This is a genomic window from Mesorhizobium subarcticum, from assembly GCF_055456085.1.
The window spans coordinates 2,761,747-2,783,660 of the sequence record NZ_CM144237.1; the positions used below are offsets into that span (position 1 = coordinate 2,761,747).

General features: G+C 64.4%; 9 protein-coding genes. 1 reads left to right on the plus strand and 8 read right to left on the minus strand.

All coding sequences use genetic code 11. From position 1 onward, the window contains the following. The first annotated feature begins 9 nt into the window (after nt 1-9). The gene (locus ACZYHG_RS13455) at nt 10-6,465 is read left to right on the plus strand and encodes an MBG domain-containing protein (RefSeq protein ID WP_464614195.1); all 6,456 of its coding nucleotides are present in this window, start codon (nt 10-12) and stop codon (nt 6,463-6,465) included. An 18-nt stretch (nt 6,466-6,483) separates the two neighbouring features. Here ACZYHG_RS13455 and ACZYHG_RS13460 read toward each other — a convergent pair whose 3' ends face one another. The 8 genes from ACZYHG_RS13460 to ntrB form a co-directional block, all read right to left on the minus strand. Then, entirely contained in the window at nt 6,484-9,768 is a 3,285-nt protein-coding gene (locus ACZYHG_RS13460; protein WP_464614196.1) for an efflux RND transporter permease subunit, read from the minus strand. Next, complete coding sequence (locus tag ACZYHG_RS13465) at nt 9,765-12,917, minus strand: MdtB/MuxB family multidrug efflux RND transporter permease subunit (RefSeq protein ID WP_464614197.1); 3,153 nt, start codon at nt 12,915-12,917, stop codon at nt 9,765-9,767. Before ACZYHG_RS13465 ends, ACZYHG_RS13460 begins: the two co-directional genes overlap by 4 nt. Then, nucleotides 12,914-14,347, minus strand: a complete 1,434-nt coding sequence (locus tag ACZYHG_RS13470; protein ID WP_464614198.1) for an efflux RND transporter periplasmic adaptor subunit — start codon at nt 14,345-14,347, stop codon at nt 12,914-12,916. The genes ACZYHG_RS13465 and ACZYHG_RS13470 overlap by 4 nt, the downstream gene beginning before the upstream one ends. 117 nt (nt 14,348-14,464) lie before the next feature. Next, a complete protein-coding gene (locus tag ACZYHG_RS13475) occupies nt 14,465-17,209 on the minus strand; it encodes a nitrate reductase (RefSeq protein WP_464614199.1) in 2,745 nt (914 codons plus the stop codon). Between the two features lie 2 nt (nt 17,210-17,211). Beyond that, complete coding sequence (nirD, locus tag ACZYHG_RS13480; RefSeq protein WP_464614200.1) at nt 17,212-17,541, minus strand: nitrite reductase small subunit NirD; 330 nt, start codon at nt 17,539-17,541, stop codon at nt 17,212-17,214. Between the two features lie 211 nt (nt 17,542-17,752). Next, nucleotides 17,753-20,203, minus strand: a complete 2,451-nt coding sequence (gene nirB, locus ACZYHG_RS13485; protein ID WP_464614201.1) for a nitrite reductase large subunit NirB — start codon at nt 20,201-20,203, stop codon at nt 17,753-17,755. Nucleotides 20,204-20,207: 4 nt separating this feature from the next. Further along, nucleotides 20,208-21,005, minus strand: a complete 798-nt coding sequence (locus ACZYHG_RS13490) for an ABC transporter ATP-binding protein (protein WP_464614202.1) — start codon at nt 21,003-21,005, stop codon at nt 20,208-20,210. Between the two features lie 10 nt (nt 21,006-21,015). Continuing rightward, nucleotides 21,016-21,906: a nitrate ABC transporter permease gene (ntrB, locus tag ACZYHG_RS13495; RefSeq protein ID WP_464614203.1), complete on the minus strand. Its 891-nt coding sequence runs from the start codon at nt 21,904-21,906 to the stop codon at nt 21,016-21,018. Nucleotides 21,907-21,914 lie beyond the last annotated feature (8 nt).

Here is a 21,914-nt window from a genome sequence, read left to right on the forward strand (position 1 = left end):
GACATGATCATGCAGCGCCACACCTTCTCCCCACGGCACCTCAACCGCACCAGCGCGCCGCTGATGGCGCTGCTGCTGGCCTCGACGGCGCTTGTCGGGTTCACATCGGCGCGAGCGCAGGAACTGCCGACAGGCGGCAAGGCGGCCTCCGGTGGCGTCACCATCTCTAACCCGTCCTCCTCGCAGTTGAGTATCAAGCAGTCGACCAGCTTGGCCATCGTCAACTGGCAGAGCTTTTCGATCGGTGCGGGTGCGACCGTCAACATCGACCAGCCGACGTCGACCTCAACGATGCTCAACCGTGTCACCGGCGGCACCAAATCGACCATAGCCGGCCAGCTCAACGCCAACGGCCAGGTCTTTCTGGTCAATCCCAACGGCATCGCCATCTCCAAAACCGGCAAGGTCAGCACCGCCGGCTTTGTCGGCTCGTCGCTCGACATCAGCGATGACGATTTCAAGGCCGGCAAGCTGCAGTTCCAGGGCAAGGGTGCCTCCGCTGCTGTCTCCAACCAGGGCTCGATCAGCATCGGCCGTGGCGGCTATGCCGCTCTGATCGGCGGCAGCGTCGACAATGCCGGTTCGATCAGCGTGCCGCTGGGCAGGGTCGGGCTAGGCTCGGGCGAGAAGGCAACGCTCGACCTTTCCGGCGACGGTTTTCTGCAGGTCTCCGTGCCGACCAAGGTTGACGGCAGCACTGCGCTGGTCAGCAATTCCGGTTTGATCAGCGCCGACGGCGGAACGGTCGAGCTCAAGGCTGCGGCGGTGCGGAACGCGGCGCGCCAGGCGGTCAACATGTCTGGTGTCATCGAGGCGCGCACCGTCTCCGGTCAATCCGGCGCCATCCTGCTGGGCGGTGGCGATGGCTCGGTCGAAGTTTCCGGCAAGCTCGACGCCTCGGCCAAAGCCGACGGCAATGGCGGCAAGATCACCGTCACCGGCCGCAAGCTGAAACTCAAGCATGCCGTGGTCGATGCCTCTGGCAAAGATGGCGGCGGCACGGTCAAGATCGGCGGCGACAAGCAGGGCTCCGGTACCTTGCAGCGCGCGGCAACGACCGATATCGATGCAGCCACGACGATCAACGCCGACGCCACCGGCACCGGCGATGGCGGCACGGTTATTGTCTGGTCCGACGAGCAGACGAATTTCGCCGGCAAGATTTCCGCGCGCGGCGGCGACAGTGGTGGCGACGGCGGTTTCACGGAAGTGTCCGGCAAGCAGCGGCTCGACTTCACCGGCTCGGTCGACTTGCGGGCCCGCTTCGGCGACACCGGCGATCTGCTGCTCGATCCCTACAACTTGACGATCTCCAACGCCGCCGGCAACACCGGCGGCAGCATGTCCGCCAACACCAATGACAGTGTCATCAACGTCACCACGCTGCAGAACCTGCTGGCGACGGCGAACGTCACCATCTCGACGGGCAGCGGTGGCTCACAGGCCGGCGACATCACCATCGCCGCGCCGATCAGCTGGAACGCCAACACGCTGACGCTCAGCGCCTATCATTCGATTGTGTTCAACGCGAGCGCCACGATCGGCGGTGTCGGCGGCATTTCGCTGGTCACCAACAATGGCGGCAGCGGCGGCACGATCTCCTATGCGCTGGGTGCATCGGCTACCTTCACCGGCACGCCCGGAGCCCAGGGGCTGTCGATCAACGGGCAGAGCTACACACTGATCTATGACGTCAACGGACTGCAGGCGATCAACAGCGGACTGAACGGCCGCTATGCGCTGGCGAAGAACATTGATGCCAGCGCCACGTCGGGCTGGAACAGCGGTCTCGGCTTTATCTCGCTGGGCACCGACGGCAACAGCAATATTCTGGACACCAACGGCTTCACCGGAACCTTCGACGGGCTTGGCCATGCCGTCGACAAACTGTCAGTGACGCAGCCAACCGCCCAATATGTCGGCCTGTTCGGCTTTGTCGGCGCCGGCGGGCTTGTCCAAAACATCGGCGTCACCAATGCAACGGTCCGCGGGTTCAGGACGCTCGGCGGGATCGTGGGCTACAATGCGGGCACGTTGACCCAGAGCTATTCGAGCGGCCAGATATACGTAACGCAATATGGCAGCACATCTGGCGGCCTGATCGGCGAAAATGATGGCGCACTGTCCGACAGCTTCTCCACCGTTGTTGTCAATGCGCGTGACAGTAACAGCGCTGGCGGAGCGGTGGGCTTCAACAATTTCGGAACCATCGATCGCGTCTATGCCATGGGCGCCGTCGATGGCGGCAGCGCGGGCGCCAATGCCGGCGGTCTCGTCGGGGCGAACTATGGCTACTCGTTTGTCGGCCAGGGTGGCAGGATCACCGACAGCTACTCGACCGGTGCAGTCAGTGGCGGGTGGAATGTCGGAGCATTCATAGGCAACAATCTCTATGACGGCACGATCACCGGCGCCTATGACACGTCGACATCCGGTCCCTATAACACCTCATCGTCAGCCAAGCCTGCGATCGGCGGCGGCACCACGGGTCCCAATGTCAATATCGTAGGATTGTCAACCGCCAGCTTCCAGAATGGCGGCCTGAGCGGCCTGAGCGCTGCCTATGGCGGCGGCGCGGGTGGCCTCTACCCCTATCTCAAGGCTTTCTACCCGAATGGTGCCCAGGCGATCTCAGGAATTGCCTACCGGGACGCCGGCAACACACCGCTGATCTCCGGCACCGGCCAGCCCTTTTACACAAAGAATCCCGGCCTTGTGTCGGCCGTCTCCAACGGCGTCTCCCTCGGCACGGTGTCTACCGGGGTCAATGGCTACTACTACATCGTTGTGCCGACCGGTCAGATTTCCAGCAGCGTGCTCGCCTATACGGCTGCCGACACCGATCCGGACAATAGCTCAGGCGCCAGGAATGGCGTGACCTTCCGGACCGGCGTCTCCGGAAATGCTGCCAACCTGAACATCTATGGCGACTGGCGCCTCGACGAGGCGGATGGCTCGATCGCTTCGCTGTCGGCGCTGAACAGCGCCTATGCCTCCGCCGTCGGATCCACCTCTGTCGGCAGCCTATCCTTCGCCAATCGCCAGATTGAAACGGCGGCCACCACCTTCGCCCTCAACCAGGCGCAGACGGTCGGCACCGGCACGCTGGCGCTATCGTCGAACGGCGCGGTGACGCAAGGGGCGACCGGTAACGCCATCACCGCCGGATCGCTGTGGCTCGGCGGCACGGGCTCGTTCGCGGTCAATGGCGAGGGCAACCAGATCGGCACCGTCGCCGGCAACGCCGGTTCCGTCGATCTGCGCGACGGCGCAAGCCTGACGGTCGCAAGCGCCTCCAATGCCCGCGGCGTCAGTGCAAGTGGCGTGACCGCCACAGGTTCCGTCAAGCTGCAGACGACGGGCGACCTGAGCATCGCGGCGAACGCGCCGGTCAGCGGAGCTAACCCTGTGCTTGCCGCTGGCGGCCAATTCATCAACAACCGGGGCAGCGATGCCGTCACCGCTTCCAGCGGACGCTGGCTGGTCTATGCGGCAAGTCCGACCGGCAACACATTCGGTAATCTGGACAGCGGCAACACGGCGATCTGGAACACGACGGCCGGTGGAGCGGTGAGCGCAGCCGGCAACCGCTACGTCTTTGCCTATCAACCGACACTGACCTTCACCTCCAACAATGCGACGAAGACCTATGGCGACACCGCCCTGCCTCCGCTGACCTATTCGGTGGCCGGCTACCAGACGGGCGTGATCGGCGCCTATCTCGGCGACACCGCCACCACGACGTTCAGCGGCGGCCCAAGCGTGACGTCCGTCAACCCGCCGAGCAACACACAGGCCGGCGCCGGGTCGTATGCAATCACGGTCAGCGCCGGCAACCTCGCGGCGTTGAGCGGCTATGGCTTCGCCTACAACAGCGCGGGCCTGCTTACCATCGGCAAGCGCGCGGTGACGGTGACGGTGACGCCTGGCCAGGGCAAGACCTATGGCGATGCAAACCCATCATATGCCTACACCGTTTCGGATCTCGGCGCCGGCGTGGCTCTGGTCGGCAGCCTTAGCCGCACGGGCGGGAACAATGCCGGGACTTACACTATCACCCAGAACACCATCACCAATGCCAACAATTCGAACTACAACATCACCTATGTCGGCGGCAATTTCACCATAGGCCAGCGGGCGATCACCGTGACTGCCGCGGGCAAGAGCCGCAGCTACGGAAGCAGCAATCCAGCGCTCACCTATCAGCTCACATCGGGCAGTCTTGTCGGCAGCGATAGCCTGACCGGCGCCCTGACGACATCGGCGACAACAACGTCTGACGTTGGCAGCTACGCCATCACGCAAGGCACGCTCAACAACAACAACTATACGATCACCTATGTCGGCGCCAACCTGTCGGTGACGCCGCGCGCCATCACGGTGACAGCCGATGCCAAGACCCGCATCTATGGCGATGCCAACCCCGCGCTGACCTATCATCTGACCTCAGGCAGCTACGTCAATGGCGACAGCCTGAGCGGTGCGCTGGCGACAACGGCGACGACGGCATCCGGTGTCGGCAGCTATGGCATCACCCAAGGCACGCTTGCCAACGGCAACTATACGATCAGCTATGTCGGCGCCAACCTGTCGGTGACAAAGCGCGCCATCACGGTGACAGCCGATGCCCAGAGCCGTGCCTATGGCGACGCCAATCCGGCGCTGACCTATCAGGTTACATCGGGCAACCTGGTTAACAGCGACAGCCTGGCCGGTTCGTTGGCGACAACAGCGACGACGGCATCCGGCGTCGGCAGCTACGGCATTACGCAGGGCACGCTTGCCAACGGCAACTATACGATCAGCTATGTCGGCGCCAACCTGTCGGTGACGAAGCGCGCCATCACAGTGACCGCCGATGCCAAGAGCCGTGCCTATGGCGACGGCAATCCGGCACTGACCTACCAGCTGACCTCGGGCAATTTCGTCAATGGCGACAGCCTCACTGGATCGTTAGCAACAACAGCGACGACTACATCTGGTGTGGGCGGTTACGGCATCACGCAGGGCACGCTCGCCAACAGCAACTACGCGATCAACTATGTCGGCGCGAACCTTTCCGTGACGCCGCGCGCGGTGACGGTCACGGCCAATGCCGGGCAAGGCAAGACATACGGTGATGCCGACCCGTCGTCCTATGGCTACAGTTACACCGATCTTGGCGATGGTGTTGCGCTGGTGGGCACCCTTGATCGGGCGAACGGGGAGGATGCCGGGACTTACCTCATCGGCCAAGGCTCGGTGACCAACGGCAACAATTCGAACTACGACATCACCTATGTCGGCGCCGGTTTCAGCATCGGCAAGCGCGCCATTACGGTGACGGCCAATTCCGGCCAGGGCAAGACCTATGGCGACGCCGATCCGTCGTCCTACGGTTACAGTGTTTCCGATCTCGGCAGCGGTGCGGCACTGGTTGGCGCGCTCGATCGGGCGGCGGGCGAGGATGCCAACGCCTATGCCATCGGCCGCGGCACCCTGACGGATGCGGCCAACTCAAACTACGACATCACCTATGTCGGTTCGGAGTTCGTCATCGGCAAGCGGGCGGTGACGGTCACGGCAACTGTCGGGCAGGGGAAGACTTACGGCGATGCCGATCCATCCCTGGGCTATTCGGTTTCCAACCTTGGCAGTGGGGCGGCGCTTGTCGGCGCGCTCGATCGGGCAACCGGCGAGGATGTCGGCACCTATGCGATCGGCCAGGGCACGATCACCAACGCCGCCAACTCCAACTATGACATCACCTATGTCGGGGCGGATTTCAGCATCGGCAAGCGGTCAGTGACGGTGACGGCGACTGCCGGGCAAGGCAAGACCTACGGCAATGCCGATCCGTCGTCTTACGGTTACAGCTATTCCGATCTCGGCAATGGTGTCGGACTGGTTGGTGCTCTCGACCGGGTCGCCGGCGAGAATGCCGGCAGTTACGCGATCGGCCAGGGCACGCTGACCAATGCGGCAAACGCGAACTACGACATCACCTATGCCGGCGCTGATTTCACAATTGGCAAGCGGTCCATTACCGTCTTGGCTGACGCGCAAAGCCGGCTGCGGGGCTCGGCCAATCCTCCGCTCACTTACACGATCGGCGGGCTCGGGCTGGTTGGCAGCGACACGCTCGCCGGCTCGCTCTCGACCGATGCGACCACGGCAAGTGCGCCGGGCAGCTACGCCATCGAACAGGGCAGCCTTGCCGCATCGACTAATTACGACCTGACCTATGTCGGCGCCGACCTGGTGGTGCAGCCAAGCAGCGTTGCGCCATCGGCCGACACCGCCAGTGTGGTCGCCTACAGTGCGGCCAGCCATGGTGGCGGGCAGCCTGTCCCGGTTTTCTTCACCGGACTGCCAGCCGCCGGCGAAACCCAAGCGCTGGTCGAGGACCCGCGTCTCGACGGCCCTGCCTTCTGCCAGAATATCGGCGAGATCGCGGCTGTCTGTAGCGCCGGCTCGGTGCAATAGGACGCTGCCCGGCGGCGTTCATTCACCTGGCTGTGGGCGTAGCGTCCGCAGGCGTGGCATCGCCAAGCGCAACCGCTGGCCCCAGCGACCGAAGCGGTCGACATAGATGTAGATCACTGGCGTCGTGTAGAGGGTCAGGATCTGGCTCAGGATCAGGCCGCCGACGATGGCGATGCCGAGCGGCTGGCGCAGTTCGGCACCCTCGCCAAGGCCGATGGCCAACGGCACGGCGCCGAACAGTGCTGCCATGGTCGTCATCATGATCGGACGGAAGCGCAGCAGGCACGCCTGATAGATGGCCTCATGCGCCGGCTTGCCTTCGTTGCGTTCCGCGGCGAGCGCGAAGTCGATCATCATGATCGCGTTCTTCTTGACGATGCCGATCAGGAGGATGATGCCGATCAGCGCCATGATCGAGAACTCGATGTTGAACAGGGTCAGCGCCAGCAAGGCGCCGACGCCGGCCGAGGGCAAGGTCGAGAGTATGGTCAGCGGGTGCGCGTAGCTTTCGTAGAGAATGCCGAGCACGACATAGACGGCGATCAGCGCGGCAAGGATCAGCAGCGGCTGATCGGAGAGAGAGTCCTGGAAGACGCGCGCCGTGCCCTGGAAACTGCCATGGATGGTGGCCGGCATGCCGATGCGGTCAGCGACCGCGTTGATGGCCGCGACGCCGTCGCTAAGCGCTACGCCCGGCGCCAGGTTGAACGACAGGGTGGTGGCGACGAACAGGCCCTGGTGGTTGACCGAAAGCGGCGTGCTGCCGGGGCCGTAATGCGCGACAGCCGACAGCGGCACCATCGTCTCTTGTCCGGTGCTGACCGCCGAGCCGGTCGAGGTCGCCGTCCTGCCGGTGCTGGTGATGGAATTGTTGGCCTGGTTGCGCGCGGCGTCCGATGCGACCGACTGGGCGTTGGTGGACCGGCCTGTGACAGCGAAGGTGCCGGCGACCGCATTGCTTGCCTGCGAACCATGCACCGAGCCACCTGATGTGCTGACATAGACCTTGTTCAGCGCGTCCGGGTTCTGCCAGTATTGCGGCGCCACTTCCATGATGACGTGATACTGGTTGCGCGCCACATAGATCGTGGACACCTGGCGCTGGCCGAAGGCGTCGTAGAGCGTGTTGTCGATCTGGCTGGCCGTTATGCCGAGGCGTGTCGCCGTATCGCGGTCGATGGTGACATCGGCTTCCAGGCCCTTGCTCTGCTGATCTGAGTTGACGTCGGTGAGCCTGGGTTCCGTCTGCAGCGCGGCGGCGAGCTTTGGCGCCCATTCCGCCAACTCGTCGAAATTGTCACCTTGCAAGGTGTACTGGTATTGCGCGTTCGACTGCCGCCCGCCGACGCGGATATCCTGCACAGCCTGCAGGAACAGCGTGGCGCCCGGCACCACCGCCAGTTCGGGCCGCAGCCTGGAAATGACCTGGTCGGCGGAGATATTGCGCTCGGCCAGCGGCTTCAGCGACACGAACATGAAGCCGGAATTGGTCTGGCCGCCGCCGGTGAAGCCGACCGCGGTGTCGACGGCCGGATCCTTGCTGATGATGCCGGCGAACTGGCTGAGCTTCCGCGACATCGACTGGAAGGACGTCGCCTGGTCGGCCTGGATCGAGCCGGTCAGCCGTCCCGTGTCCTGCTGCGGGAAGAAGCCTTTTGGGATGGTGACATAGAGGTAGCCATTGAGGCAGAGCGTGGCCGCCAGCACCGCCATGATCAGCAGCGGATTGTCGAGTGCCCAGGACAGCGTCCGACGATAGAAGGCCAGCATGCCCTCGAAGATACGCTCGCTGAAGCGGTAGAGCCGGCCGTGTTCAAGTTCTCGCTCGGGGCGCAGCAGGATCGAGCACATCATCGGGGTGGTGGTCAGCGAAATTGCGAGCGAGACCAGGATCGCCGCGGAGAGCGTTACGGCGAATTCGCGAAACAGCCGGCCGACAATGCCGCCCATCAGCAGGATGGGGATGAAGACGGCGATCAGCGACAGGCTCATCGACAGCACGGTGAAGCCGACTTCCTGGGAGCCCTTGATGGCCGCCTCCATGCGGCCCATGCCGGAAGCGGTATGGCGAGAGATGTTTTCCAGCACGACAATGGCGTCGTCGACGACGAAGCCGGTCGCCACCGTCATCGCCATCAGCGACAGATTGTCGATGCTGAAGCCCATCAGATACATGGCGCCCAGCGTGCCGACCAGGGAGACCGGCACCGCCACGATCGGCACCAGCGCCGAGCGCACGTCGCGCAGGAAGGCGAAGACGACGAGGATCACCAGGCCGATGGCGATCATCAGCGTCTGCGCGACTTCGCTTAGCGAAGCGCGGATGGTGGTCGAGCGGTCGACCGCCAGCGACAGGTCGATGGCCGGCGAGATCGAGGCGCGCAGCGTCGGCAACAGCGCCTTCACCCGGTCGACCGTCGCGATGATGTTGGCGTTGGGCGAGCGGTTGAGGATGATCAGCACCCCCGGCTTGCCGTTCGCCAGACCGGCATTGCGTATGTTCTCCACGGAATCATTGACTTGGCCGACATCGGAAAGCCTGACTGGCGCGCCGTTGCGATAGGCGACGATCAGCGAGCGGTAGGCATCCGCCTGGTTGGCCTGGTCGTTGGCGTAGATCTGATAGCGCTGCTGGCCGACGTCGATGGCGCCCTTGGGGCTGTGGGCGTTGGCCGAGGCAAGGGCGGCACGCACATCCTCCAGGCCGATGCCGTAGTCATAGAGCACCTGCGGGTTGAGCTCGATGCGCACCGCCGGCAGTGAACTGCCGCCCACCGACACCTCGCCAATGCCGTCGACCTGCGAGAGTTTCTGCGCCAGCACGGTGCTGGCGGCATCGAAGAGCTGGCCCTTGGACAAAGTGTCCGATGTCATCGACAGGATGAGGATCGGGGCGTCTGCCGGATTGACCTTGCGATAGGTCGGGTTGGAGCGCAGGCTGGACGGCAGGTCCGCGCGGGCGGCGTTGATCGCTGCCTGGACATCACGCGCGGCGCCGTCAATGTCGCGGTCCAGCCCGAACTGCAAGGTGATGCGCGCGCTGCCGACGCTGCTCGACGAGGTCATCTCGTTGACGTCGGCGATTTCGCCGAGATGCCGCTCGAGCGGGCTGGCGACGGTGTTTGCCACCACCTGGGGGCTCGCACCCGGCAGCGAGGCCGACACCGAGATGACGGGGTAGTCGACCGCCGGCAGTGGCGCCACCGGCAATTGCGGAAACGCCACCAGTCCGGCCGCCAGCAGACCGAAGGTCAGCAGCGTCGTAGCCACCGGCCGCCGGATGAAGGGAACCGACAGGTTCATGGCCTGGCGTCCGCGCCATGTCCGCGGGGAAGATCGGGGATGTGGGGACGATCAGGGACACGGGGCAGGTTGGGTTCGATACCTCGCAAGCGGGCGGCAAGGCGATCGAACCAGAGATAGATGACCGGCGTGGTGAACAGCGTCAGCAACTGGCTGAGCAGCAGGCCGCCGACGATGGAGACGCCCAGGGGATGGCGCAGTTCCGAGCCGACGCCGGTGCCCAGCATCAGCGGCAGCGCGCCCAGCATCGCCGCCAGCGTCGTCATCAGGATCGGGCGGAAGCGCAGCAGGCAGGCCTGGTAGATGGCTTCGCGCGGCGTCTTGCCTTCATGGCGCTGCGCGTCGAGCGCGAAGTCGATCATCATGATGGCGTTCTTCTTGACAACGCCGATCAACAGGATGATGCCGATGATCGAGATGATGGTCAGGTCCTGACCGGCGATCATCAGCGCCAGCAGTGCGCCGATGCCGGCCGAAGGCAGCGTCGACAGGATGGTGATGGGGTGGATGAAGCTCTCATAGAGCACGCCGAGCACGATGTAGACGGTCACCACCGCCGCCAGGATCAGGAACAGCGTGTTGTCGAGCGAGGCCTGGAAGGCGCGCGCCGCGCCCTGGAAGCTGGTGATGATGCTGAGCGGCATGCCGATGTCGGCCTGCGCCTGGCCGATCGCGGTGACGGCTTCGCCGAGCGACGCTCCGGGCGCCAGGTTGAACGAGACGGTGGTGGCCGGGAATTGACCCATATGGGTGATCTGCAGCGGCGTGGTGGCGATATGGGTGGTGGCCACCACCGACAGCGGCACCGGCGCGCCGCCCGTCGACGACGGCAGATAGACGGAGGAGAGCGCCTTGAGCGAATCCTGTTCGGACGGGGCGGCCTCGAGAATGACGCGGTACTGACTTGACGTGGTGTAGATGGTCGAGACCATGCGCTGGCCGAAAGCATCATAGAGCGCGTTGTCGACGGTTGCTGGCGTGATGCCGAAACGCGCGGCCTGGTCGCGGTCGATGTCGACAAAGACGGCAAGGCCGCTGTTCGACAGGTCGCTGGCGACATCGGCAAGCTGCGGCAGCGTGTTCAACTTTGCGAGCAGCTTCGGCGTCCATTCTCCCAGTTCGTCGGCATTGGCGTCCTGCAGCACGAATTGATACTGGGTGCGGCTGACCTGGCCGTCGATGGTCAGGTCCTGAACCGGCTGCAGGTAGAGCGTGACGCCCGCCACCGAAGCGGCTTCCTGTTTCAGGCGCGCGATGACCTGCGTGATATCAGCGGTGCGCTGTTCATGCGCTTTGAGGTTGATCAGGATGCGGCCGACATTCATCGTGGTGTTGGTGCCGTCGACACCGATGAAGGACGACAGGCTGTCGACATCCGGGTCCTTAAGAATCATGGCGGCCAGCTGTTGCTGGCGCTCTGCCATGGCGGCATAGGAGATCGACTGCGGCGCCTCTGATATGGCCTGGATGACGCCGGTGTCCTGCACCGGGAAGAACCCCTTGGGAATGACCACGTAGAGCGCGGCCGTCAGCACCAGCGTCGCCGCCGCCACCACCAGCATCAGCGTCTGCCGGTCGAGCACCCAGGTCAGCGCCCGGCCATAGCCGCGGATCACCCAGTCGAAGAAGTCGCGGCTGGCGCGCTGCAGGGCGTTCTCGCGCACAGCCGCCACCGGCTTGAGCAGCTTGGCGCAGGCCATCGGCACCAGGGTCAGCGACACCACGGCCGAAATCAGGATGGCGGTGGCCAGTGTGATGGAGAATTCGCGGAACAACCGGCCAACGACATCGCCCATGAACAGAAGCGGGATCAGCACCGCGATCAGCGAAACGGTCAGCGAGATGATGGTGAAGCCGATCTGCTGGGAGCCTTTCAGCGCCGCTTCCAGCGGCGTCGCGCCCTCCTCGACATAGCGCGCGACATTCTCGATGACGACGATGGCGTCATCGACGACGAAGCCGGTGGCGATGGTCAGCGCCATCAGCGACAGATTGTCGAGGCTGAAGCCGAACAGGTACATGACGCCAAGCGTGCCGACCAGCGACAGGGGAACCGAGAGGCTCGGGATCAGCGTGGCGCGCGCGCTGCGCAGGAAGACGAAAATGACCAGTACGACCAGGATGATCGACAGCGTCAGCTCATATTCGACGTCGCGCACCGAGGCTCGGATGGTCGTGGTGCGATCGGTCAAAACCTTCACGTCGACGGCGTTCGGCAGCGAGGCCTGGAGCTGCGGCAGCAGCGCCTTGATGCGATCGACCACGTCGATGACGTTGGCGCCAGGCTGGCGCTGGATGTTGAGGATGATCGCCGGCGTGCTGTTCATCCAGGCGGCGAGCCGGTTGTTCTCGGTGGCGTCGATCACGTCGGCCACATCGCTCAGCCGCACCGGCGCGCCATCCTTGTAGGCGACGATCAGCGAACGATACTCGTCGGCGCTCTTCAGCTGGTCGTTGGCGTTGATCGTGTAGGCGCGCGACGGTCCGTCGAAATTGCCCTTCGGCGTGTTGACGTTGGCGCTGCCCAAAGTGGTGCGCAGATCATCGAGGTTGAGGCCGTAGGCGGCGAGCTTGCGCGGATCGGCCTGGACGCGCACGGCGGGCCGTTGCCCACCGCTGAGGCTGACCAGGCCGACGCCCGGCAGCTGCGATATCTTCTGCGCCAGCCTGGTGTCGGCAAGCTGCTGCACGTCGCGCAGCGGCATCGTCGCCGAGGTAAGGCCGAGCGTCAGCACCGGCGCGTCGGCCGGATTGACCTTGGCGTAGATCGGCGGCGCCGGCAGGTCAGCCGGCAAAAGATTGCCGGCTGCGTTGATGGCGGCCTGCACCTCCTGCTCGGCGACATCGAGCGAGACGGCCAGGCTGAACTGCAGCGTGATGACAGAGGAGCCGGCCGAACTCACCGAGTTCATCTGGTTGAGGTTGGCGATCTGGCCGAGCTGGACTTCCAGCGGTGCGGTGACCGACGACGTCATGACGTCAGGGCTGGCGCCGGGATAGAAGGTCTGCACCTGGATGGTCGGATAGTCGACCTCGGGCAGGGCCGAGACGGGCAGATAGCGGTAGGCCAGCAGGCCAGACAGCATGATGGCGACCATGAACAAAGATGTCGCCACCGGCCGCAGGATGAAGGCTCGCGACGGGCTCATTGCTCCTGCCCGGACTCCGCTTGCCCCGAACTTGGCTGCCCCGACTCCGGCTGCCCCGAGTCCGCATGCCGATGCTTGTGGCCCTTGCCCTTGTGCTTGCCTGAGTTGTCCGGATCTGGCGCACCCGCTGCCGGCTGCTCGGGTGGGGATTGAGCGTCAGATTGGGCTTGAGCTGGCGGGGTTGTCCCTGCCGCTGCGGGTGTTGATGGCAGCGACGGTGCCTGTGGCGAGGGCTGCGCCGGGCTCGGCGCCTGGCCGTCTTGCTGAAGGTTGATATGGGCACCGTCGCGAAGCTTGTCGGCACCATCGACGACGACACGGTCGCCGGGGTTCAGGCCGGCGAGGATCTCGACACGCTCGCCATTGGTGACGCCCAGCGTGATCTTGCGCACGGAGACGGTGCTGTCTGGGTTGACCAGGTAGACGAAGGTGCCGGGCAGGCCGCGCTGGATCGCGGCGATCGGGGCGATCGCCACGTCCTTGTGCTCGTCGACCAGCAGCGCGACGTTGACGAACTGGTTGGGATAGAGGACGCGTGTTTCGTTGGCAAAGCTCGCCCTCAATTTGATGGTGCCGGTGCTCGTGTCGATCTCGCTGTCGAAGGTCTCGAGCTGGCCGTCAGCGAGCTTCTTGGCGCCGGCGCGGTCGAAGGCTGATGTGGGCAGCGTGGCGCCCTGCTGCATGCGATGCGCGATCGCGGGCAATTCGTCTTCGGGCACGGTGAACAGCACACTGATCGGCTGCACCTTCGTGATGATGACGATGCCGTTGGCATCGCCGGAGGTGACATAGTTGCCCTGATCGACTTGGCGCAGGCCGGCGCGTCCGTCGACCGGAGCCAGGATGCGGCAATCGTCGAGATTGAGGGTGGCGGTTTGTATCGTCGCCTGGTCGACCTGAACGGTGCCCTGGTCCTCCGCGACAAGGGCGACCTGCGCATCGAGGGTCTGCGACGTTACAGCCCCCTGGGCGACCAGCTTCTGGTCGCGAACGAGGTCGAGCTGGGCATCCTTGAGCATGGCTTCGTCATGCACCAGCTGGCCCTGGGCCTGGGCGAGCGTCGCTTGGAAGGGGCGAGGATCGATCTCTGCCAGCAGGTCGCCCTTCTTGACGTCCTGGCCTTCCTTGAAATTCACCTGGATGAGCGGGCCGGTGACCTGCGACTTGACGGTGACGGTGGAGAGCGACGTGACTGTGCCGAGAGCGTTGAGGATGACGTCTATCGTGCCCTTTTCGATGGCGGCGGCGCCGATCGTCGTCGGCTGCCCGCCCCGCCTGCCGCCGGGCTGTCTGGCCTCGACATGCGGACGCTGATAGAGATAGGCGCCAGTCGCGGCGACAATGGCAATGAAGATCAGCCACGGGATCCAGCCACGCGAACGGCGTGGCGTGACGGTCGTCTGCAGGGGCATTTCCAGTTGCTGGTCCATGGCGGCATCTTTCACCCCCCAGCGCAACCAATATGACCGAACCCTGACGAAGTCGAATTAACAGTTGGACAGGTTTTGGCGCGGCGTTGCGGACCGGTTAATCGCCCTGGATGCCGCTCACTCGGCGGCCTGAACCCGGTTTGCCTCGATGATCGCGCGGATCTCGGACCGGCAGGAGCCGCAATTGGTGCCGGCCTTCACAGCGCCGCCGATAGCTTCAACGGTCGTGCGGCCGGCCGCCACCGCCGCCACGATCTGGTTGACCCCGACGTTGAAACAGGAACAGACGGTGGCACCGGCATCAGGCCGATGGGCGCCGGCGCGGCCGGCGACGATCCGGAAGCGCTCGCGCTGGCTGGCGTGGACCTCTTCGAGTTGTTGTGCCGCCCAGCCGCGCGACACCGCGACCGGGCCGGGTGCGATGAACAGGGCTCCGGCCAGTTGATCGCCGTCGAAGGCGGCGATGCGATGCTGGCCTGCGTCGCGGTCGTGATAGGCGAGCATTTCTGCTCCGGGTATATCGAAGAGCGAGCCGGCGAAGGCTGCCCAGTCAATGTCATCGTCGGCAAAGGCCAGTTCGACCCGCCAGCCGCCCTTGCAGCGGGCTGCTGCCCAATAGTCGGCGTTGATCGCTTCGGGACGTTGCCGCGTTACGGCAAAACCAAAGACCTTGGCGGGAAATTTCTCGATGCGGGCTGCGATATGCTTTAGCGCCGGTTGGCCGGAAACAGGATCAGTCAGCGGCGTGGTCAGCGCGTCGAGCCGGCCCCTGGCGGCGAACTGATCGGTCCAATGCATCGGCGCGAAGACGCTGCCCCGGCGTTGGCGGGGTGTAATCAGGGCACGGACCAGCACGTCACCGCGCGGGCTGGAGATGCGCACGATGTCGGCGTCGCCGATGCCGTGCTGCCGCGCGTTCGCCGGGTGGATTTCGACGAAGGGCTCGGCGATGTGCTGGGACAGGCGCGGGCTTTTGCCGGTGCGTGTCATGGTGTGCCAGTGGTCGCGGATCCGGCCGGTGTTGAGGATGAGCGGGAAATCGGGGCTGGTGCGAGTTTCCGTGGTGGTGCGGATGGCGATGAAGCGGGCTTTGCCGTCGGGGGTGTAGAAATTGCCGTTGGCGAAGAAGCGGATGGTGGAGGGAGTGTGTGCGGTTTCTTCCAGCCGATGTCGAGCTTGAACACCCCCCTTGCGGGGGAGATGGCCGGCAGGCCAGAGGGGGGTGCCTCGGGCAGGCGCTGGCCATTGGAATGGCGCTAATTTTTGATAGGTCGCATCATCGACCCCACCATAAATCCCAATATCGAAATCGCGCGCACCATCATTTTCAAACCCGGACAGTGTCGCGTGCTCGCCAAAAATCTCCGCCGGCGTCTCGTGCCCAAACGCCTTGCCAAATCCCATCCGCCGCGCCACTTCCGCGATGATCCACCAGTCTGGCTTCGCCTCGCCGGGTGCCGTCAAAAACGCGCGCTGGCGCGAGATGCGGCGTTCGGAATTGGTGACGGTGCCGTCCTTCTCGCCCCAGGCGGCGGCGGGCAGCCGGACATGGGCGTGGCGGATGGTGTCGGTGCTGGCCAGCACGTCCGAGACAACGACGAAAGGACAAGCCTTGATCGCCGCTTCGACAGCGTCGGCATCCGGCATCGAATCGACCGGGTTGGTGGCCATGATCCACAGTGCTTTGATGCGCCCGTCGGCCACGGCTTGAAACATTTCGACCGCCTTCAGACCGGGCTTTTCGGCAACGGCTGGCGCATTCCAGAAGCGCCGCACGCGGTCACGGTGCTCGGTGTTTTCGATCTCCATATGGGCGGCCAGCATGTTGGCCATGCCGCCGACCTCGCGGCCGCCCATGGCGTTGGGCTGGCCGGTCACCGAAAACGGCCCGGTTCCCGGCTTGCCGATGCGGCCGGTGGCGAGATGGCAGTTGATGATGGCGTTGACCTTGTCGGTGCCCGACGATGCCTGGTTCACGCCCTGGCTGTAGACGGTCACTGTCTTGGCGGTCGCGGCGAACAGGCCATAGAAGCTGTCCAGTTCGTCTTCGTTCAAGCCTGTGGCCGCAGCAATGCCGGCAAGGTCGAGTTTCGAGGCCGCGAAGAGGGCTTGCCCGAAACCGGTCGTGTGCGCGGTGATGTAGGGGCGGTCCAGCGCATTGTGCTGGCCGAGCCAGGCGAGCAGGCCGGTGAACAGAGCGACATCGCCATCCGGCGCGATGGCCAGATGCATGTCGGCGATGTCAGCGGTCATGGTGCGGCGCGGGTCGATGAGCACGATCTTCATCTGCGGCCGCTTTTCCCGGGCCGCCGCAATGCGCTGATAGAGCACCGGATGACACCAGGCGAGGTTGGAGCCGACCAGCACGATCAGGTCGGCGAGTTCGAGATCCTCGTAGTTCCCTGGCACAGTATCGGAGCCGAAGGCGCGGCGGTGGCCGGCCACCGATGAGGCCATGCACAGACGCGAATTGGTGTCGATGTTGGCCGAGCCGATGAATCCCTTCATAAGCTTGTTGGCGAGGTAGTAATCTTCGGTCAGCAACTGGCCGGAGACATAGAAGGCGACCGCGTCCAGGCCGTGCTCGGCGATGGTCTGCGAGAGGGTCGAAGCGACGAGGTCGAGCGCGTCGTCCCAGCCGGCCCGGTGGTCGTGGATCTCCGGATAAAGCAGTCTGCCGTCGAGATCGATGGTCTCGGCCAGTGCCGAGCCCTTCGAGCAGAGCCGGCCGAAATTCGCGGGATGATCGGGGTCGCCGCGGACGGACACTTGCCCGTCCGCAGCGACTTTCGCCAGCACGCCGCAACCCACCCCGCAATAGGGGCAAGTGGTCCTCACCTCGCGTGCCGCGTCTATCTCCATGGTCAGGCGGCGCGGCTGGCCAGCGCTTCCAGCGCCAGGAACAGATGCTCGCCCTCGATTCTGACAGGAATGGTGCGCACCACGCCCTCGTCGGCACCGAGCGCCTTGCCGGTCTCCAGCGAAATCACCCAATTGTGCAACGGACAGGTCACCGCCGTGCCGTGCACGATGCCCTGGCTGAGCGGCCCGCCTTTGTGCGGGCAATGATCGTCGATAGCATAGACCTGATCGTCCTGGGTGCGGAACACCGCAACCTTGCCTTCAGGCGTATCGACGCAGCGCGCGCCGCGTCGCGGAATGTCCGAGAGGGAGCCGATGGCGATCCATTTCATTGACGTGCCTTTGCTTGATGGGATTGCGCCAGGGCGCCCCCCTCTGTCCTGCCGGACATCTCCCCCTCAAGGGGGGAGATTGGCAGCCTCAATGACGGCGACCGTCCGGCAACGTTGGAGATTGGCGAAAGCCGAAACGACATTCGATCTCCACCCTTGAGGGGGAGATGGCCGGCAGGCCAGAGGGGGGTGCCTCGCGCTAACATCTCCATCACTCCGCCGCCTGGGCAAACCCAACCGAAGCCATTGGCCGGAATTCGTGCTTGTCCTTGCCGGAAACGCGTTCCGACCACGGATCGACCTGCGCGAATTTCTGCGAAAAGACGAAGCGCTCGTAGTAGGCTTGGCACTTGTCGGCATCGTCCATGATCTGGCGCTTGATCTCGGGGATGCCGATGCGCTTGGCCCATTTGTAGATGCGTTCGAGATAGCGGCCTTGCTCGCGGTACATCTGCGTCAGCGCCACGATGTGCTCCAGCGCCTCGTCTTCTGTCTTGACCATGCCGAGCACTTCGGTGCCCTTGATGTCGAGACCGGCGGCGCCGGCGAAGTGGATCTCGTAGCCGCTATCGACGCAGATGACGCCGACATCCTTGCAGGTCGCCTCGGCGCAATTCCTCGGACAGCCCGACACCGCCATCTTGACCTTGGCCGGTGTCCATGAGCCCCACATGAATTTCTCGATGCGGATGCCCAGCCCCGTCGAATCCTGCGTGCCGAAGCGGCACCAGTCAGAGCCGACGCAGGTCTTCACGGTGCGCAAGCCCTTGGCGTAGGCATGGCCGGAGACGAAGCCGGCCTGGCCGAGATCGGCCCACACCGCCGGCAGATCTTCCTTGCGGATGCCCAGCATGTCGATGCGCTGGCCGCCGGTGACCTTGACCATCGGAATCTCGAACTTGTCGACGACGTCGGCGATGGCGCGCAGTTCGGCGGCGTTCGTCACCCCGCCCCACATGCGCGGCACCACCGAATAGGTGCCGTCCTTCTGGATGTTGGCGTGGACCCGCTCGTTGATGAAGCGCGACTGGTAGTCGTCGGCGTAGTCGTCGGGCCAGTCGCAGACGAGATAGTAGTTGAGCGCCGGCCGGCATTTGGCGCAGCCGCAGGAGGTCGTCCATTCCAGTTCCTGCATGACGGCTGGAATGGCCTTCAGGCGCTTGGCGATGATCAGCCGGCGCACCTCGTCATGGCCGAGCGTCGTGCAGCCGCACATCGGCTGGACGGCGGCCGGATTGTATTTGTCGCCGATCGTCATCACCATCAGCTTCTCGACCAGCCCGGTGCAGGAACCGCAGGAGGCCGAGGCCTTGGTGTGGGCACGCACATCGTCGAGCGAAGTCAGGCCCTTGGCCGTGATCGCGCCCGTGATCTTTCCTTTGCAAACGCCGTTGCAGCCGCAGATTTCCGCATCATCCGGCAAGGCTGCAACGGCCGCCATAGGGTCCAGCGGGGCACCCCCCTGGTAGGACTGGCCGAAGATCAACGTATCGCGCATTTGCGAAATGTCGGTCTGCTTCTTCTTCAGGTCGTTGAACCAGGCGCCATCCGCCGTCTCGCCATAGAGCACGGTGCCGATGATGCGGTCGTCCTTGAGCACCAGGCGCTTGTAGACACCGGCCGAGGCATCGCGCAGCACGATCTCCTGGCGGTCCTCGCCCTCGGCGAAGTCGCCAAGCGAGAACAGGTCGATGCCGGTGACCTTGAGCTTGGTCGGTGTGTCCATATGGACGAACGCGGCTGCTTCGTTGCCTGCCAACTGGCTGGCGGCAACGCGCGCCATTTCGTAGAGCGGCGCCACCAGCCCGTAGACCATGCCGTTGACCTCGGCGCACTCGCCGAGCGCGTAAATGTCGGGGTCGTTGCTGCGCATGCCGGCGTCGACGACGATGCCTCTGTTAACGGCGATGCCGGCCTCCTTGGCCAGAGCGGCGTTCGGCCGGATGCCAACCGCCATGACAACGAGCGTCGCTGGAATGATGGTGCCGTCGGCAAGCTCGACCTGCTCGACCTTGCCATTGCCTGATATCGCCCTTGTGTTCGCCTTGGTGATGACCTTGATGCCGCGCTCCTCGATGGCGCGCTGCAGGAGGTAGCCGGCAGCCGGGTCGAGTTGACGCTCCATCAAGGTCGGATTGACGTGCAGCACGGTGACCTCCATGCCTTGCAGGTTCAAGCCGGCCGCGGCCTCGAGACCCAGCAGGCCGCCGCCGATGACCACTGCCTTGGCTCTGGACTGCGCGGCGAGCATCATCGCCTGTACGTCGTCGAGATCGCGATAGGTGAGCACGCCCGGCAGATCATGGCCGGGCACCGGAATGATGAATGGCACCGAGCCGGTGGCGATGACCAGCTTGTCGTACGGCTCGGTGACGCCGTGGTCGGAGGTGACCGTCCTGGCCGTCCGGTCGATGGCTGTTATCTTGTGGCCCTTGTAGAGGGTGATGTTGTTGGCGATGTACCAGCCGTCGCCGTGGATGATGATCTCCTCATACGCCTTTTCACCCGACAGCACGGGCGACAGCATGATGCGGTCGTAATTGACCCGCGGCTCGGCGTTGAAGATGGTGACAGCGTAGCGGCCCGGCGCCTGTTCCAGGAGATGCTCCAGCATGCGCCCGGGAGCCATGCCGTTGCCGATGATGACGAGTCTTTCGGTCATGGCGTTACTCCGCGGCTTCGACGAAGCGGTGGCGTTCGTAGAGGAATTTCAGCACCGCCTCGCGGCAGCGCAGGAAGGTGCGGTCGGACGAGAGTTCGACGCGCCGGCGCGGCCGTGCCAGCGGCACGGGCAGCACCTCGCCGATGGTCGCCGCGGGACCGTTGGTCATCATGACGATGCGGTCGGAGAGCAGCACCGCCTCGTCGACATCGTGCGTGATCATGATTGTCGTCGAACCGAGCCTGGAATGGATGTCCATGACCGCGTCCTGCAGATGGGCGCGGGTCAGCGCGTCGAGCGCGCCGAACGGCTCGTCGAGCAGCAGGATCTTCGGCTCCATGGCCAGCGCCCGGGCAATGCCGACGCGCTGCTTCATGCCGCCGGATATCTCCGCAGGGCGCTTGTCCAGGGCATGCGCCATCTGCACGAGGTCGAGATTGCGCATGATCCAGTCATGCCGCTCGGCCTTGCTCTTCGAACGGCTGAAGACTTTCGATACCGCCAGGTTGATGTTTTCGTACACGGTCAGCCACGGCAGCAGCGAGTGGTTCTGGAACACCACGGCACGTTCGGGTCCGGGGCTGTCGACTTCCTTGTCTTCGAGCAGCACGGCACCGGCGGACACTTTGGTCAGTCCGGCGATCAAATTGAGCAAGGTCGACTTGCCGCAGCCGGAATGGCCGATGATGGAGACGAATTCGCCCTTGTCGATGGTCAGCCTGATGTCGCGGAGCACCTCGCTGACCTGGCCGCCGCGAGCGAAGGATTTGTCGATATGGTCGAGTTTCAGATAGGCGGTCATCGCGCTGTCCTCACTTTGCCGTTGTGCCACGAGTGACGAAGGCGCCGAGGCCAGCGACCAGGCGATCGAGGCAAAAGCCGGTGACGCCGATATAGGCGAGCGCGACGATGATGTCGGGCAGCCGCGACGAGTTCCACGCGTCCCAGATGAAGAAGCCGATGCCGACCCCGCCGGTCAGCATTTCGGCGGCGACGATGGCGAGCCAGGACAGGCCGATGCCGATCCTCAGGCCGGTGAAGATGTAGGGCGCGGCGGCCGGCACCATGATCTTGACGAAGAATTCGAACTGGTTGAGCCGCAGGATGCGCGCGACGTTGCGGTAATCCTGCGGGATGTTGCGGACACCGACGGCGGTGTTGATGATGATCGGCCAGATCGAGGTGATGAAGATGACGAACAGCGCCGACGGGCTGGAATCGCGGAACGCCGCCAGCGACAGCGGCAGCCATGCCAGCGGCGGCACGGTTCGCAGAATCTGGAACACCGGATCGAGGCCGCGCATCGCCCAGATCGACTGGCCGACCAGCGCGCCAAGCGCAACACCGACGATCGCCGCCAGGCCAAAGCCGATGGCGACGCGCTGCAGCGATATCAGCACCCGCCACGCCAGTCCGATATCCTGCGGGCCATTGTTGAAGAACGGATGCGCGATCAAATCGTAGGCCTCGTTCCACACCTGGCTTGGCGGCGGCAGGCTTGATGTGGGCGACGAGCAGGCGATCTGCCAGACGACGAGCATGAGGGCGATGACGATGATTGGCGGCACCAGCGTGCTCGCCAGTTTGCCGGCGATCGCGACGACATCGAAGCGGTGCCGCGCCCTGGGGGTGAAGGCGATCACCTCGGCCGGCTTGGCGGGGAATGCCTTCACCTTGGTGTCCTCGATAGTCTGGATCGACATGTCTGGGA

Excerpts from the sequence above, each read along its gene's own strand:
- ACZYHG_RS13455 (WP_464614195.1), top strand. The coding sequence starts at position 10 with ATGCAGCGCCACACCTTCTCCCCACGGCACCTCAACCGCACCAGCGCG.
- ACZYHG_RS13460 (WP_464614196.1), bottom strand. The coding sequence starts at position 9,768 with ATGAACCTGTCGGTTCCCTTCATCCGGCGGCCGGTGGCTACGACGCTG.
- ACZYHG_RS13465 (WP_464614197.1), bottom strand. The coding sequence starts at position 12,917 with ATGAGCCCGTCGCGAGCCTTCATCCTGCGGCCGGTGGCGACATCTTTG.
- ACZYHG_RS13470 (WP_464614198.1), bottom strand. The coding sequence starts at position 14,347 with ATGGACCAGCAACTGGAAATGCCCCTGCAGACGACCGTCACGCCACGC.
- ACZYHG_RS13475 (WP_464614199.1), bottom strand. The coding sequence starts at position 17,209 with ATGGAGATAGACGCGGCACGCGAGGTGAGGACCACTTGCCCCTATTGC.
- nirD (WP_464614200.1), bottom strand. The coding sequence starts at position 17,541 with ATGAAATGGATCGCCATCGGCTCCCTCTCGGACATTCCGCGACGCGGC.
- nirB (WP_464614201.1), bottom strand. The coding sequence starts at position 20,203 with ATGACCGAAAGACTCGTCATCATCGGCAACGGCATGGCTCCCGGGCGC.
- ACZYHG_RS13490 (WP_464614202.1), bottom strand. The coding sequence starts at position 21,005 with ATGACCGCCTATCTGAAACTCGACCATATCGACAAATCCTTCGCTCGC.
- ntrB (WP_464614203.1), bottom strand. The coding sequence starts at position 21,906 with ATGTCGATCCAGACTATCGAGGACACCAAGGTGAAGGCATTCCCCGCC.